Origin of the sequence: Thiomicrorhabdus sp. (genome assembly GCF_963662555.1) — a bacterium.
In the GTDB taxonomy this organism is placed as follows: Bacteria; Pseudomonadota; Gammaproteobacteria; order Thiomicrospirales; family Thiomicrospiraceae; genus Thiomicrorhabdus.
The window spans coordinates 2,309,658-2,325,161 of record NZ_OY759719.1; the positions used below are offsets into that span (position 1 = coordinate 2,309,658).

14 protein-coding genes are annotated in these 15,504 nt (G+C 37.0%); all 14 read right to left on the reverse strand.

The window, feature by feature from the left end:
• Positions 1-24 precede the first annotated feature (24 nt).
• Complete coding sequence (gene fliD / locus ACORJQ_RS10425; RefSeq protein WP_321324305.1) at positions 25-2,349, reverse strand: flagellar filament capping protein FliD; 2,325 nt, start codon at positions 2,347-2,349, stop codon at positions 25-27.
• Between the two features lie 210 nt (positions 2,350-2,559).
• A complete protein-coding gene (locus tag ACORJQ_RS10430) occupies positions 2,560-3,000 on the reverse strand; it encodes a flagellar protein FlaG (protein WP_321324307.1) in 441 nt (146 codons plus the stop codon).
• 32 nt (positions 3,001-3,032) lie between these two features.
• Positions 3,033-3,428, reverse strand: a complete 396-nt coding sequence (locus tag ACORJQ_RS10435) for a flagellar protein FlaG (RefSeq protein ID WP_321324308.1) — start codon at positions 3,426-3,428, stop codon at positions 3,033-3,035.
• A gap of 68 nt (positions 3,429-3,496) precedes the next feature.
• Positions 3,497-4,315, reverse strand: a complete 819-nt coding sequence (locus ACORJQ_RS10440) for a flagellin N-terminal helical domain-containing protein (protein WP_321324310.1) — start codon at positions 4,313-4,315, stop codon at positions 3,497-3,499.
• 158 nt (positions 4,316-4,473) lie between these two features.
• Complete coding sequence (locus tag ACORJQ_RS10445) at positions 4,474-5,292, reverse strand: flagellin N-terminal helical domain-containing protein (RefSeq protein WP_321324312.1); 819 nt, start codon at positions 5,290-5,292, stop codon at positions 4,474-4,476.
• Positions 5,293-5,503: 211 nt separating this feature from the next.
• The gene (locus tag ACORJQ_RS10450; RefSeq protein ID WP_321324314.1) at positions 5,504-7,969 is read right to left on the reverse strand and encodes a 6-hydroxymethylpterin diphosphokinase MptE-like protein; all 2,466 of its coding nucleotides are present in this window, start codon (positions 7,967-7,969) and stop codon (positions 5,504-5,506) included.
• Between the two features lie 52 nt (positions 7,970-8,021).
• Positions 8,022-8,648, reverse strand: a complete 627-nt coding sequence (locus tag ACORJQ_RS10455; protein WP_321324315.1) for a pseudaminic acid biosynthesis-associated methylase — start codon at positions 8,646-8,648, stop codon at positions 8,022-8,024.
• Positions 8,649-8,676: 28 nt separating this feature from the next.
• Positions 8,677-9,333 carry a glycosyltransferase family 2 protein gene (locus tag ACORJQ_RS10460; RefSeq protein WP_321324317.1) on the reverse strand — a complete coding sequence of 219 codons (657 nt, stop codon included), beginning with the start codon at positions 9,331-9,333 and terminating at the stop codon, positions 8,677-8,679.
• Positions 9,315-10,391 carry an N-acetylneuraminate synthase family protein gene (locus tag ACORJQ_RS10465; RefSeq protein WP_321324319.1) on the reverse strand — a complete coding sequence of 359 codons (1,077 nt, stop codon included), beginning with the start codon at positions 10,389-10,391 and terminating at the stop codon, positions 9,315-9,317. The genes ACORJQ_RS10460 and ACORJQ_RS10465 overlap by 19 nt, the downstream gene beginning before the upstream one ends.
• A complete protein-coding gene (locus tag ACORJQ_RS10470) occupies positions 10,384-11,265 on the reverse strand; it encodes a sugar nucleotide-binding protein (RefSeq protein ID WP_321324320.1) in 882 nt (293 codons plus the stop codon). Before ACORJQ_RS10470 ends, ACORJQ_RS10465 begins: the two co-directional genes overlap by 8 nt.
• On the reverse strand, positions 11,265-11,963 hold the full coding sequence (gene pseF, locus ACORJQ_RS10475; RefSeq protein WP_321324322.1) for a pseudaminic acid cytidylyltransferase: 699 nt from the start codon (positions 11,961-11,963) through the stop codon (positions 11,265-11,267). Before pseF ends, ACORJQ_RS10470 begins: the two co-directional genes overlap by 1 nt.
• A 57-nt stretch (positions 11,964-12,020) precedes the next feature.
• Entirely contained in the window at positions 12,021-13,016 is a 996-nt protein-coding gene (gene pseB / locus ACORJQ_RS10480; protein ID WP_321324324.1) for a UDP-N-acetylglucosamine 4,6-dehydratase (inverting), read from the reverse strand.
• Positions 13,017-13,051: 35 nt separating this feature from the next.
• Positions 13,052-14,380, reverse strand: a complete 1,329-nt coding sequence (locus ACORJQ_RS10485) for a murein transglycosylase domain-containing protein (protein WP_321324326.1) — start codon at positions 14,378-14,380, stop codon at positions 13,052-13,054.
• Positions 14,381-14,473: 93 nt separating this feature from the next.
• Positions 14,474-15,502: a flagellar hook-associated protein FlgL gene (flgL, locus tag ACORJQ_RS10490; protein ID WP_321324328.1), complete on the reverse strand. Its 1,029-nt coding sequence runs from the start codon at positions 15,500-15,502 to the stop codon at positions 14,474-14,476.
• Positions 15,503-15,504: the final 2 nt, after the last annotated feature.

Consider the following 15,504-nt stretch of genomic DNA (forward strand, 5'->3'; position numbering starts at 1 on the left):
CCTACTTATACTTAATATTATTCTTTAATTGTTATTATTATTTGAGAAAGTTGCGGTTAAATAATCACTTGTTTGCTTTGAGCTTGCCAACATTGATTGTAGTGAAGAAAATTGTAATTGATACTTCATTAGTAACATTTCATATCGAGCATCCAACTTATCACTTTTTTCGCTATAGTCATCAACTTTAGAATTTAAAGAATCCACTCTACCGCTAATCAAACCATTATCTGAATCGAGCAGACGATTAATCGTTTGATCTATACGACTCGCAAACCCCTGAGAAAAAGTAATATCACCACGAGCACCCGTTGCTCCACCTAAAATATCAAATTGCAAACCTCTTACTTCAGCAGGTGCACCAGCAATAATTGCATAGTCAGAAATTTTTACTTTTCTTCCATCATTACTATCAACGTAGATTCCAAGACTTAAATCTCCCGAAGCGGTAGTAATGGTTCCAGCAACATTTTGTCCTTGATCAGTTAAATTAGCGGTTAGGCCAGCATTTCCAGCATTGCTAAATGTATCTAAGGTTACATCAGAGTTTATTCCATAACGCTCAGAAGAGATATTTAAAACTCCTCCATCAGTCGAAACTCTAACCGATGCTCCTGCAGAAGCTACTTCTGTTAAACCATTAATAGTTGTTCCCATTTTCTGGGCCAATTCATTCAATGTATATTTACCTGCACCAATAGTGGCGGCTGCAGAAGTTGCTCCATCAATTGAAACATTAAAGCTTACATCTCCACCTGACAAATCAATGAGTTGTTCACTTGCATAACTATTAGTAGAAGAAAAACCTTGATTGCTCATTGAAGTAGCCGAGGTTATATCGAGAGTACCCGTTGAGTTACTAATCTCAAATCTTGATTGTGCTGCGTCGTAAGTGACACTCACACTTTGGCCCGTTTGAGTATTAATATCAGTTTGCATTTGTGCTGCTAAAAGCTCTTTAGATGAATAACTTCCTGCTGTCAACGTAACAGCTGATGGTGCTCCACCATTTACCGCAATCTGAAAGCCTGCACCAGCTTCAATTGTTAAAGCAGCAGTAGGATCAATGACTTTATCACTGGCAAGCTTATATTCATTAGGAGAATAAGTAACAGCTCCACCCGTAACACTCGCTCTTTCAGCTACCTGAGAAATATTTACAGAGTAGTTACCTGCTTGAGTCAGATCATTTCCACCAACGACTTTCATTAAAGGATCTGAAGTTTGACCATTTTTTGAAAAAAGACTAGCCAAACCATCTAAGTTATTGCTCACTAAATTATTTAACTTTTCAGTATCAACATTAAGCTTGCCTGTTTTGTCAAAACTTAATCCCGCTGCCGCTAAAGTATTTGGATCGCTTAATTCAGAAATCGCTCCATTTAAAGAATCCCGTAATTGAGATTTTAAACTTCTTAATAGAGAGCTTCCGGCTAGATCACCAAAATACGCATAATCTTCAGAACTTTTTTCATCTGGTGTCAATTCTTTATATGAACCTAAATCGTCTAAAATACTATCCAATTGGTTATAAACATCAGCAAAATCGGTAACAGCACTGGTTATTTTTTCAGAATCAGTGGTCACTGATAGGCTTTGTGTTGTTTGCGGAGAAACTGATTTTAAAGTTATCTGCAAACCATCAACTACGTTATTAAAACTATTGGTATTATTTGAAATGGTTAACCCATTAATGCTCATTACTGCATCTTGAGCTTCTGAAGTCGTTGTTAATCCATTAGTATCAAAATCAGCCAAACCACTTAACGAAATCTCTGAAGCCGCCCCAGACTGTTTTGAAGAAAACATAATCTGATAATTTCCACCATTATTAATAATCGCGGCATTCACTCCAAAATCACCGTTATTAATTGTGTTCTGTAAACCTTCAAGCGTGTTATTACTAGCATCAACCACAATATCTTTTGACTGACCGCCAACATTAATCGTTAAAGTTCCTGTTGAAATCGTATCTGAAGCTGAGCTAAAGACCTTATTGGCCACCAAAGTGTGAGCTTGAGCCATTTGCAAGGACTGAACTTGATAAGAGCCTGAAACAGGCACTCCATTAGTCTGAATAGAGACAACTGAATCATCAGAAGAGGTCGCTTGACGGCTTTGAAATAACGATGGTGAAGATAAATCACCCAAGTAACTTTGAAAAGCTTCAACATTGGTTTTTAAATAGGTAAGTGCACTTAACTCAGTATTGACTTTTGTTTGATTTTTTTCCAATATCGACTTTGGGCCTGCAACACCTGCATCTGCAAGAGCTTTTGACATATTCCCAATATCAAACGTGCTATTTGTTAAGGTGTTTAAAAGCGTTGTGCCAATTTCATTAGCCATAACAGCCCTCCTGGTCTTAAAGGAAAATTTTATATTATTAGAATATGTTTTTATTATATTAAAAACTACTAGCACCAAAAATGCCAAACTAGCTTTCTTTTATAATTTATATATCGGCAGAATTGAGAATACTTTAAGAAAAATAACAATTAGAAATAAAAAAAGCGGCCAAAAGACCGCTAAACACACAAGGGAAATGATGCCACTATTTTATACAGTTTCATTGGTAAACATACCAACGAGTGGCGAATTCTTTTCAGAAAGCTGTTTGCTCATATCTAAGTATTGACCAATACTTTTTGATATAGCAAGAAATTCTTGAGTAGGAATCTGGCGAATAACTTCACCAGTTTCTCTATCCTTAACGAAGATGACCATTCTGTCTGAATCTTCATCCCGTTCAAACTTCAAATAATTTTGAAGTTTTTGTAACTGAGCGTTGATACTTGTCATTTGACTATCAATCTCAGCAGCATTAATTTGGCCATCAGCCTCTTTTGATTTGGTTCCAGTAATATCAGTATTTTGTCTCACAACATTTTGTGAAACGCTCTGCATACTAACCTTAGCCGACTCATTTGAGGCGATGGTTCTTGGTAGCTCGACAGAGGAATTTTTTAACAGGCTATCAGGTTGCATAGAATCTATCATTGCTATACCCCCTCCTTTATTCAAATCATCATCTATATGATTTCATTGAATAACACGCCTGTCAAACCCTCTTTTGTTGTCGCGCTACTTTGTTGAACCGAATTTAGATAGTCTTGAATGTTTTTCATCATTTTCAACGAGTCTTCATTCGGGTACTGCTTTATTATTTCATCAGTCGTTTTATCAATCACTTTAACTACTGAAGACCTAGTGTTTTCATCTACTGAGAAGGCTAATCCTAAACCCGTTTGATCAAGCTTTGAATTAAGTTGATCAACTTGGTCTTGAATTGCCTGCTCAGTTTCTTGCTGAGTCTTTATATTCGGAGAGACGACTGAGGCCTCAACCTGCTTAGGTTTTACTACTTCTGTGGCTACCGGTGTTGCCACCGGCTTAGCTGAATTAGTCTCCATCACAGGGGATGACATAGAATTAATATCCATTTCAATCCCTCCTTATTCAATAATGCTCTTCGCCTTTCTTGCTAAGCTAAAGCTTATCGTAATAAGGCTAAAACATTTTGAGAGTTAGAGTTAGCTTGTGACAACATGCTCATACCTGCCTGCTGTAGAACCTGTGTACGAGCTAAGTTAGCACTCTCTTTTGCAAAGTCAGCATCTTGAATACCAGAACGAGCTGCTGAAACGTTTTCACTTACATTTTGTAAGTTAGATACCGTATATTCTAATCGGTTCTGTACCGCACCCACACCTGAACGAGCCGTGTTCAATGCTGTAATTTGAGTATCTAAAGCAGTAACTAAAGCAGAAGTACCCACAGCACCTGCTGTACCTGATGCTAATGCTGTAGCAATAGCACTACCACCAATAGTTGTGATAGCAACTTTGTCATTTGCTGTAGCTTCCCAACCTGCATGAACGTTAATTGCCGCTCCAGTCTGCATTACCGCAACACCATTAAACTTAGTAGTTGTTGAAATACGACCAACCTCAGCTGTTAAAGCATCATATTCAGCCTGCATTGCAGCAATATCAGTTGTAGAGTAAGTACCGTTTAAACCTTGAATTGCTAACTCACGCTGACGTTGCATCATGTTGCCCATTTCTTCTGAAGCACCATCGATAGTTTGTGCCAATGAAATACCATCATTTGCATTACGAACTGCCTGATCCGTACCACGAATCTGAGAAGTCATTTTTGTTGCTACGGCTAAACCTGCTGCATCATCTGCTGCACTGTTAATACGCAAACCAGAAGTTAAGCGTTCCATTGAAACTGCTTGTTCTCTAGATGAACCATCTAACTGACGAGTTGCATTGATTGCACTCATATTTGTGTTGATTACCATTGCCATGATAAATCTCCTTTTTAGATAAATTGTTAGTGTTGCCCTAGTTGGCGTTCTAACTTTTATGTCATCCGCCAACTAGGTGGCGAATTCTGTTTGGGTTTATCCCAAATCTGTTGTTTAATCAGAATATCTTCTGAATAAAAATTCTTTATTTATGGCTATTACTGCAATAACTGCATCACATTCTGTGATTGCTGGTTAGCTTGCGAAAGCATACTCATACCAGCTTGCTGTAGTACTTGTGTACGAGCTAAGTTAGCACTCTCTTTTGCAAAGTCAGCATCCTGAATCTGTGATCTTGCAGTACTGATGTTTTCACTTATGTTTTGCAAGTTAGATACGGTATATTCCAATCGGTTTTGTACCGCACCAACACCAGAACGAGCTGTGTTTAATCCTGTAATTTGAGTGTCTAACGATGCCACTAAAGCAGAAGTACCAACAAGACCTGCTGTACCTGATGCTAATGCTGTAGCAATGGCACTTCCTCCAATAGAGGTAACTGCGATTTTATCGTTGGCTGTAGTCTCCCAACCTGCATGGATATTAATAGCGGCTCCAGTCTGCATAACAGGTACACCATTAAATTTAGTCGTTGTTGAGATTCTGCCAACTTCCGCTGTTAAGGCATCATATTCAGCCTGCATTGCAGCAATATCAGTTGTAGAGTAAGTACCGTTTAAACCTTGAATAGCTAGCTCACGTTGACGTTGCATCATATTGCCAATTTCTTCTGATGCACCATCAATAGTTTGTGCTAAAGAAATTCCATCATTTGCATTGCGCACTGCCATATCTGTTCCACGAATCTGTGAAGTCATTTTTGTTGCTACTGCAAGACCTGCTGCATCATCTGCAGCGCTATTGATACGCAAACCAGAAGTTAATCGCTCCATAGAAACTGATTGTTCACGACTTGAACCATCAAGTTGACGAGTTGCGTTTAGAGCTGCCATATTAGTGTTGATTACCATTGCCATGATATTTTCTCCCTGTATGTTTTTACATACTAATTTGTGTGTTTACTTTATGTTTTATTTATATTTTTAGACAGTATCTCCTGCCTTCAATACCTTTAACGGACACGAAAGATAAAACTTTAGAAAAAATTAAAAAAAAACCGAAAAAAAAGCCCAAAGTCCTAAAAAAGGAGCTTTGGGCTTAAAAAAAGGGTTTAAATCTATATTAAATCTATAAGCTATATTGAATAGAATTTAGAAAATCAGAGAGTTGTTGCTGATTAATCTCTGAACTAGACTGCGCTTTTATAATGATTTGATTTGTTTGTTGTTTATCAACAGAAGCCAATAAATTAATTAAATCTAAAACCGCTGAGGTATCTTTGAACAGGTTAGGGTATTGTTTTAATAACTCTATTGCTCCTTCAGAATTCCCTAGAAAGGCGATAAGGTTTGCTAGCCTTGGCAGATAATTAATATCAACTTGGCATAATGACTGTAATGACTTGATGGCTACTTCATAATCTTCAAGCTTAACTGCTAATGGGTAAACACTGTTTTGAATGAGATATAACTCATAATTTGGATCTAAAGTAATTAAATGAATTAATGCTTCTTTTTCTTGACCTTGAAGTTGCATGATTAAAGTTGCGGTATATTTTTTGTAAAAAAGTAATTCAGCATCCTGTTGGTTTTCTAATTGTTGATAAATTTCTTGTACCTCTTCTAGTGAAGAAGCCTGAAAAGCCTTTAAAAGTCTATTAATCAATTCAGCAGGATCTATTTCCATTGTCGTTTGCTCAAATTTTGCATCAAGGTTTTTATTTGAGGTAAATACTTCTGCATACTGAGCATCTAAATCAGCGACCAGGCCTGGAACATTTTCTTTATAGTAATCTATTGAGTTAGGTGCAAAATAATCTAACCATACATAAAACCGCCCAGGAACCCCACTCTCAATCCAATGATGCACTAGAGCCTCAAAATCAACATTTTGGGTTATCTCATTTTCCCTAAACTTAATTTCTTCTTGAGCCTTTTCTAGCTTTTCAATAAATCGTTTTGTAGCAACTCTAATGCCTGAGAAAAAATCGATAAATGACTGACTAATCTCATCATTAGACATCGCTTGTTCAGAATCAAGCGGCTTTAAGGTTTGCATAAATTCATCATAAGCGTAATTGACCATTACTGAATAATCACTGGCTAGCTTTCCTTCCAATCTTTTTTTAAGCTTAATGATTTCGTTAATACGCTTTTGCTTCAAGGCAGGCTTTTCAAAAAGTGTAGAGGCTAACTGCTGCCCCTGTTGAGATATTTTTTGTAATGCATTTAACCAACCAACATGTTGATTTATTTGACCTCTCATTTCTTTTAAAAAATGTCGTGTTGTCTCAGCATCAAAAGCCAATTCTTTAGAAAAAAGTTCAATGGCATTTTGCTTATTACTTACCAAATCAATCTCTTTCGTTGCTTGATAGGATATCCCTTTTGCAACCGCGGCCGTTTCACTTAAGTTAAATACGTTTAAGTTTGAACAAAACGCTTTAAAGTTCATCAATTGATTTTCAAAACTATTGAGAGCCATATAAAGCTGTAGATTGGTAGTCGTCATCTCTCCCAAATAATTAGTGACTTGAACCTCGCCTTTTGCAACCACTTGCTTTCGTGCTTCAACACTTGCAGACTCGTGCGTTTTTCCTTCAGGTGTGAAGCATAAATCGACACCAGCCAAATAAATGTTTCTTAATCCTAAACAAACAGCGGCACCAAACAGGCTATTAGAGACCGTTGGTCCGCCTGCATCAAAATTATTTTCGCTTCCTCTTCTCCAGGGAAAACGGTTTTGTGCATAGGTTTTTAAACCACCCCATTGCCGAATAATCGTTGGGCAAGGATGATTGCCAGTAATCAAAACACTTTGTTCCTGAAATAAATACATTTCTCTAGAATAGTCAAACATCAATGGTTGAGGGTCAACTACCCCGATAAAATCTGGTGTAATACCCTCTTGCTTAAGACGTCCACAGATCCGACTTACTGCAAAAATCCACAATTTATCTTGGTTTTCTTTTATCCAAGGTATCAGACCATCAAGAGAAGGCCCTCCTCCCAAAACGATTGCTGGCACATTTTTATCTAACTTATTTTCAAGCTTGGATATGGGGTGCATTAAATCACTCAAGTTTTCTAACTGACAATCATAAAACTGTTTAAAATTTTGATTATCCTGTCTATCGGCAGAAAAACGATTAATTGCTTCTGTCATTTTCTCAGACACCCCTTGGTAGGGCTGTTCATTACCTGAGGCCATTATGGAGTTCAAAGCCATAACGGCATTACGTACAATATAATCACGATAATCCGTATATAGCTGATCCAAATCAAAATCTTCTATATTGAACAACTCAAATTTAAAGTTTTCATACTCAGCGGTTAAATTTGGTCGAGTAGAGTTCAAAGATTCAATGACTTCAGGGAAATCCAAACAGATAAAACGTTGACCTGAAGTTGAAATTTGAGCCAAGTAGTCCAACAACAATCCAGAATCCGTTCCCAAGACAACAAACAATTGATTTTCTGGCAAAGACGTTCCAACAAATTGGCGATACACATCACTGGAACGGTGTTGTTTAAAGACCTCAGGATAATAGCCAGTCAAAACGGTTTCATTAAAAGCGGTGTTGGTTATAGTCATAATGCCTTCGTTCTTGAATCACTGATTAAAAATGCTTGAGTCGCTTTAACAGCTATGCTGTCGGTTTTTCTAATAAAAACCAAGTAGGATCATCTAGTGGATATGATGGGTCGTTATGATAGACAAAACCATAGTCAACTAATTTTAAGTCTGGATGTTGTGCCATTAATTCCCCTGCAAAGTCACGTTTAAAATACTTACTGGTATTTCCTCGGTAATTCACTTCAACAGGTGTTGGATTATAGGATTCCGCTAAAAATATCCATCGATGACTGGCATCGTATAGTTTTTTATAAACATGGGTTAATTCATCAGGGTTAATATGAATTAACACATGCAAAACCATAGTCATTTCATAGGTTTTTTGAGGTACAAAATCTAAAATTGATTGCTCAAAAATATCCTCGCACTTACCCCAGGCCTGTAAAGATTGTGCGGCAGTGTTGTTAATTTCAATTGCTGATAATTCAGTGCTTGGCAACAGTGCATTAACCGCTTTTAGGTTTAAACCAATATTTGAACCAAATTCTAATACCGATTGAATTAATCCTGTTTTTGCTAAAATTTTTGAAAATAAGGCTGTTTTACTAATCAGTAATCGTTCATCCTGATTTCTTGCTATATAGTCATCGCCAAATTGTCCTGCCCAAAACTTCTCTTGCTCTGTTTTATATTCCATATCCAATCCTATAAATGTGCCAATTTTGTTAGAGTCCGTAATACTTTATTGTTTTTATAAGTGCGTTAAGTATTTTTAAATTACTGGTTAACACACTGCCAAATCTTGGCTTGTCTAAACGCTCTTTTACCTTAAAATTTATTTGTTCTGCCTTGGCCCCTGAGTGTAAAGCAGAAAACATTAAATCAGTACCTATAGACGGGTAACGGGTAAAACACCCATGTTGTCGATAAAACGTCATGGAATAACCTTTTAGTCCGCAACACGGGTCTTTAACACCAAATTTTTTCTTAGTGTAAAAAGCAAATAGTTTTTCTGAAAAGCGCGGTAACTTGTCTCTAACACCCAAAACTAATAATTGATTTTGCTCAAAAAGATTAATCATAGTGTTCAAAAGCTCGGAAGGATGTTGGCCATCGGCATCTAGCGTTATGGCAAAATCAACATTAAGTTCATTCGCTTTAGCAAACCCAGATTCAAGTGCTGAGTCATAGCCTTTGTTGATATTGTGTTTTACTACAATCGCCCCGGCTTCTATGGCCATTTTTGATGTGTTATCGGTAGAGCAATCATCCACCACTATTACACTACCTGCAAACTTAACGCTGTTAACCACTTTCTGAATAGTCATCTGCTCATTAAAAGCCGGAATAATTATCGCTGTCTTTAAATGAGATCGCTCCATTTAAGGTGCTCTCCTTTGATTAAATTTTTGCAGACAGACTTCCCAATAACTTGTTCTATTTCATAAGGAGGAATCGCATCTTTAGGACATGGTCGAAGCACTTCTAAATCCTCTTTCTGAAGAGTTGTGTTAGCGGTAATGTCGTGTTTTAACCTGATAGAACGTCTCTGTAAAACAACAGTTTCTAGTTCATTTTCTTCTATCTTTTTGATTCCTGTACCCATTGCATTTTCCAGCTCACGAGTAGCGTTAACCATCTCTTTCCAAGACTGCGGGTCCATTGAAAATGCGTGATCAGGTCCAATACGAGTTGTGTCGTCAGTAAAATGTTTTTCAATCATTCTTGCACCAAACGCCACTGCCCCTAACACGGTGGTATGTCCAGGAGTGTGATCACTTAAGCCTAAAACTAGGTTCGGATACAAAGCCTCATACTCTTTAAGTACATTAAGCTGTATATACTTAAAGTTTTCTAAACTCGCGGTGTAATTAGTATTGCACTGCATTAAACCCAAACTTTTATTTACAGCAAGGCCGGCACTAACGGCACGCTCAACATCTTTTAAATTTGAAGCACCTGTTGCGATGATATAAGGCTTTTGCTTTGAGGCAATGTATTCAATCATCTCAATCCAAGTAATGTCACCTGAACCAATTTTGTACGCTGGTACATATGGATCGATGTAATCAACCAAATCAAATGAATAGGGACTGGTAAAAAAAGTGATGCCAGCTTCTTTACAACATGCTTTTAAGGTTTCTGTCCAATCAAGGTTAACGGTGGCATCTTGATAAACATCAAACACCGATTTTTGCCACTTAGCTTGATGAGAAGATTGCGTTCCTAAATCTTTAAAGCCTTTATCGCTAACAATCGTTTTTGCATTAAAGTGCTGAAATTTAGCAGCATCAGCACCTGCTTCAGCAGCCAAAAAAATTAAATCTTTTGCTCGCTCAAGATCTCCATCATGATTAGCTGCAATATCAGCAATAAAATAGACGGGGTAATCTTTACCAACTCGCGTATCTTCAATTTGTAAAAACGGGTTTTTACTCACCTTTATACTCCTTAGAAACCAGTTTTATTTCATCTCTTAATGTTGGCATTTGTTGTTCTAGTAGCGATTCAATTTTTTCTACATTCATTAACATCCCTCTAGGCCGATACTCTTTTAAGAAAGTGGCTTCATTAACACTTTTTGGTTTTAGTAACTTGGTTGGCAACCCCAACTCTTCTGCCAAACTAAAGGCAAATTCGGCTTTGCTCATTCCTTCACGAGAGCCTAAATTAAAAATACCTACAGGCTGTAAACTTGAAATTTTTGCAATGTTTTTGCTCAATGTACAAAGTGATAAAGGGTTAAAAAACACATCGTTAAAAACATGAATTTGATCACCACTAGAGAGCGACTCTACAATCCAATCTGAAAAGCTTCTTTTTTGTGCCACACTTTTTCCAAAAAAATTGGTTCTTAAGCAGCTCGCTTTTATGCCTTTAAAAGCCATTTCCGATGCATATTTAGAAAAAGCATAATTATTGGTTAAACAAACTTGGCTTTCAGAATTAGGCTGACGGGCATCATAAACATGATCAGTTGAGATATGTAGGACATATGGCTGAGAAGAATGTGTTTGCACACTTTCAGCTAAGTTCTCAGCTGTTTTAACATTCCCTAAATACGCATTTTGAACATTAGCACAAGCATCCACATCGGCTAAAGCAACCAAATTCAAAACTGTATTAGGCTGGACTTTATTTAATAACCTTTTTACCTCTTCCAGCTTAAGCATATCGGCTTTAAAGGTGTTAAATGGATTTCGGCTATGTTCATATATAGAAAAATCCGAAGCCAAGTGTTTACTAACATAACTACCTAACAATCCACCAGAACCTAGAATAAGCAGTTTTTCTTTATCTGAAAACCTTTGCATTAGATCTCTGCTGTTTCTTTAAGAAGTGAATACATTAATTCAGCACGCTTCCAGTCTTGATCGTTATCAATATCTTGCACAAAATAACGTGGTATAAGCATAGCCTTAGATTTTTTTGAGTAAAAAGGTAACTCATTTTGATAGGCTTGCGGTTTACCCCAATAAAATTGCCCGGCATCATGAAAAGCGGCTTGTAAATCTTGTGATCTCATGTTGTAACACTCAGGCTGAAACATCTCAACATAGTGGTTTGAATCAACCTTGAAGGCACGTTGAATGGGAGCGGGATAGTCGGTTGCTGTAAAACAATAATCGGCATTACTTTCAATTAATTCGTTGTAGGCTTTAATTATAAACTCGGGTTTGATTAATGGCGCTGTTGGATAAATACAACAAACATAGTCAAATTGCTGTCCTTTATTTTCAAACCAATCTATCGCGTGTTTAATAACCGGTACTGTTGTAGCATGATCATTAGATAAATTACCAGGCCTGGTAAAAGGAACCTGTGCACCTAAACTTAGTGCAATATCAGCAATTTCATCATCGTCGGTAGAGACTACAACCATATCAAAACATTCTGATTTTTGGGCAGCCTCTATTGAATATTGGATAATAGGTTTACCGTTAAATTCTTTGATATTTTTACGAGGGATTCTCTTACTCCCCCCTCTTGCAGGAATCACACAAAGATTCATGACTGCTCCGTTTAACTAATTTGTTTTCTGCAATTAAAAACAATGACGTCTCAATATTTAAATTGATTGGTTATATTGCTTAATTTCTTCTACGTTTAAAAAAACGTCATTATTCCCTGAACAATAAGAAAAACCTTGTTTTACTGGTATTCCTGTTTCACCTAAAGCATTTGTTGTGTAGCTATTGCCTCTTTGAGTAAACGTGATGGTTGGTGTAATAACATAAAAGTCTTCAAATTCAATGGTGTGCATTGAATCATCTTCAGGACACATAATTTCATGCAACTTTTCTCCAGGCCTGATACCAACGATATCAAGTTTTGCTCCAGGCAACATCGCTTCAGCTAAATCCGTAATACGCATAGATGGGATTTTAGGTACAAAGATTTCACCTCCATGCATACGTTCAAAGTTTTTCAAAACAAAGTCCACCCCATCTTGTAATGTAATCCAAAAGCGCGTCATTCTTGGATCAGTAATCGGTAACTTTGTTGCCCCTTCTGCAATCAGTTTTTTAAAAAATGGTACAACAGATCCTCTTGAACCCACCACGTTGCCATAACGCACAACTGAGAATTTAGTCGGTAAATCACCTGCAATATTGTTAGCGGCAACAAATAGTTTGTCTGATGCTAACTTGGTTGCACCATATAAATTAACAGGATTGGCTGCTTTATCAGTTGATAGAGCAATAACACCTGACACCTTATTTGCTAAAGCAGCTTGAATGACATTTTCAGCCCCAATAATGTTGGTTTTAATGCATTCCATTGGATTATATTCAGCAACTGGCACATGCTTTAAAGCCGCAGCATGAATAACATAATCAATCCCTGACATGGCTTGTTTTAAACGTTCTGCATCTCTAACATCTCCAATAAAATAACGCATTTTGCTTGAAGAAAATATTTGTTGCATTTCATATTGTTTAAGCTCATCTCGTGAAAATATAACAATTTTTTTTGGATTAAATCTTTCTAACAAAGTTTGCACATATTTGTGTCCAAAAGACCCTGTACCACCCGTAATTAAAATACTTTTATTATCAAACACAACTTATTTCCTTTGAATGGAATATTTCAATATGACTAAGCCGCAAAATTCAGGAGTTCTTTATAACGGTTTTTGGCCTGGGTCACTTTTTCAATGTATCGTTTTGTTTCATCAGACTGATGAGAATATCTTAAGGTACGATAGACCTGGCGTGGGTGCAACTGGTTAATTCGTTTAATTGCTTGCTCAGGTGTTTTACCAAATAGTTTTAACACAGTCGATAATCCACCATTATAAGCTGAGATAGCGACTAACTCTTTATTGTCTGAATTACGAATCCCTTTTAAATAGAGATTATTAAGTAAACTCATATAAGCCGTACCCACTCTAATATTTTCTTTTGGATTAAACAATTCTGATTGCGTAGGTTGGCCTGATCGCTGATCGATGTATTTATACACATCTCTCCCCGCTGCATTGGCTTTTACTTGCATTAAACCTAGGGCGTTAGATTGGCTTACCGCTTTAGGATCAAATGCACTTTCCACATGCATTATGGCAAAAATTAATTCCGCTGAAACCTGATATTTTTTTGCATACTCTTTTACCCAGGCCTGGTAATTTTTAATTGACTGAGGAAGCTTATGCTCAGTTAAAGGAATGGTTATTACTTTAAACTCACCTTGTTCATCTTGCACTTTCTCAGAATTATTTAACATTAAGTACTCCGCGTATCTAAATGCTTGTGCAGGGTAGCGAACAGGTTTTTTATATTCATTTAGTGCTTTGCCATAAAGGTAGGGTTTTAAACGGGTATTAATAACGTTTGAAGAAACTAAATCGTCTGCATCTAAGTGATTTGGTTGAACTAAAAGCCGTGATAATGCTTTTTGCATCTCATGTTCAGAATAGTCTGCTGAAAATTCGACCAACACCTCATTATCTAACTCCACAACTAAAGGAGGATTTTTGGTTGAAGAAGCGGAATTTGTTTTACCATCATTATTTTCAATCAGATTATCTTTAATTAAATCACCTTGATGCGAGCGATTATCCCGATTATCCTGATTATCCTGATTATCAAAAATAACCTGATTTTGATTTTGTCGATTTGAGACTTCGCTATCTAACTGATTACTTTCTTGCTCTTTAGGTGTTTGATTTTTGACAGTAGTTAAATCAACAGAGTAATGTTCAGCTTTTACAGGCAAAGAATACGGCGCGGGTGACAATCTATTTTCTGAAACAATCGTACGAATACCAACTCCGTCAAAAACTGGGTTAGCCCCTGAATTTAGCGTGGTATTGGCTGAGACAGAATTTAATACAACCCAGTTTTGAAAAGGTGCGACATAGCTAGCGCTGAGTAATATCAACCCAGAAACAAACACTGTTGTTGTCATTGTTATGATTTGTTTATCCACAAAAAAGCCTCCATATAGGAGGCTTTAGCAAAACAGATACCAAGTAGCGTTTTGATACCCAAAAGTCTGTAAATAGACTAGTAAGTGTTAGAGTTAGCGTAAATAATTAAATAAAGACATATCTTGTACACGAGTAAAAACTTGTTGTGCCATTTGTAGAGCATTTTGAGATCGTGTTAAATCCGTTACACCCTTAACCGTATCCATATCTTCTAGACCCATACGTCGCTCTTCTAATGCTAATTTAAAAGATTCACCTGAATCATACTGTGATTGTATGCGGTTTTGTCTCCCACCAATTTCGGCTCTAACTTGAGATAGTTGAGTGATACCAGACTGCAAATCCTCAGCAATTCCAGCAGGAGGCTCTAACCCTGCACTTAATGAATTTTTAAGTTCAACCAGTACATTTAAAATATTGCTGTCTGGAGTGCCTGTAAATGTAGTGGTTGTAGAAATACCAAATACTCTTTGACCATTATCGGTAATACGAACACGGCTTGAGTCACCTTGATCATTTGGAACTGATTTATTATCTGCATCAAATCCAATCTGTACAAAACGAGAACCATAATTGGCCAACGAATCTTCTACTGGAGTTACCCCGTCAGACTCAACTTGACCCGCTGCATTAGTGCTACCAATATAGGCGTAATAACCTGGATTATTAACATCTTCAACAAACGCTTTTTCAGCAGTCACACTACTACCTGCAAAGATTAATTCACCGTCTGAATTCCTGTAGTTCATATTGTTTTGAACTTGCTGAATAATCTGATTAATCTCTTCTGATGCAGCCTGTCTATCTTCTGAGTTGTAGGTTCCGTTAAGCATTTGAATCGTTAATTCACGGGCTCTCTGTAATGAATCTACAGTATCACTGATCGCCGTTTCTTCTTGAACTAGCTGAATTTGAGCATATTGGCCATTTTTGGCATATTGATCAATGGTACTCATCGTTTTATTCAATGAGTGAATTTGACTCATTGCAACAGGATCATCGCTTGGAGCGTTAACTTTTTTACCGGTGCTGAGCTTTAATTGAGCATCCAAAATATCCGTTTGATGTTTTTGAATAGAGTTAATGCCCTGGCTCTGGAATAAATTAGTAGAAACTCTCATGA

Bases quoted from the DNA above. Each gene is read 5' to 3' on its own strand.
- fliD (WP_321324305.1), bottom strand. From the start codon at position 2,349: ATGGCTAATGAAATTGGCACAACGCTTTTAAACACCTTAACAAATAGC.
- ACORJQ_RS10430 (WP_321324307.1), bottom strand. From the start codon at position 3,000: ATGATAGATTCTATGCAACCTGATAGCCTGTTAAAAAATTCCTCTGTC.
- ACORJQ_RS10435 (WP_321324308.1), bottom strand. From the start codon at position 3,428: ATGTCATCCCCTGTGATGGAGACTAATTCAGCTAAGCCGGTGGCAACA.
- ACORJQ_RS10440 (WP_321324310.1), bottom strand. From the start codon at position 4,315: ATGGCAATGGTAATCAACACAAATATGAGTGCAATCAATGCAACTCGT.
- ACORJQ_RS10445 (WP_321324312.1), bottom strand. From the start codon at position 5,292: ATGGCAATGGTAATCAACACTAATATGGCAGCTCTAAACGCAACTCGT.
- ACORJQ_RS10450 (WP_321324314.1), bottom strand. From the start codon at position 7,969: ATGACTATAACCAACACCGCTTTTAATGAAACCGTTTTGACTGGCTAT.
- ACORJQ_RS10455 (WP_321324315.1), bottom strand. From the start codon at position 8,648: ATGGAATATAAAACAGAGCAAGAGAAGTTTTGGGCAGGACAATTTGGC.
- ACORJQ_RS10460 (WP_321324317.1), bottom strand. From the start codon at position 9,333: ATGGAGCGATCTCATTTAAAGACAGCGATAATTATTCCGGCTTTTAAT.
- ACORJQ_RS10470 (WP_321324320.1), bottom strand. From the start codon at position 11,265: ATGCAAAGGTTTTCAGATAAAGAAAAACTGCTTATTCTAGGTTCTGGT.
- pseF (WP_321324322.1), bottom strand. From the start codon at position 11,963: ATGAATCTTTGTGTGATTCCTGCAAGAGGGGGGAGTAAGAGAATCCCT.
- flgL (WP_321324328.1), bottom strand. From the start codon at position 15,502: ATGAGAGTTTCTACTAATTTATTCCAGAGCCAGGGCATTAACTCTATT.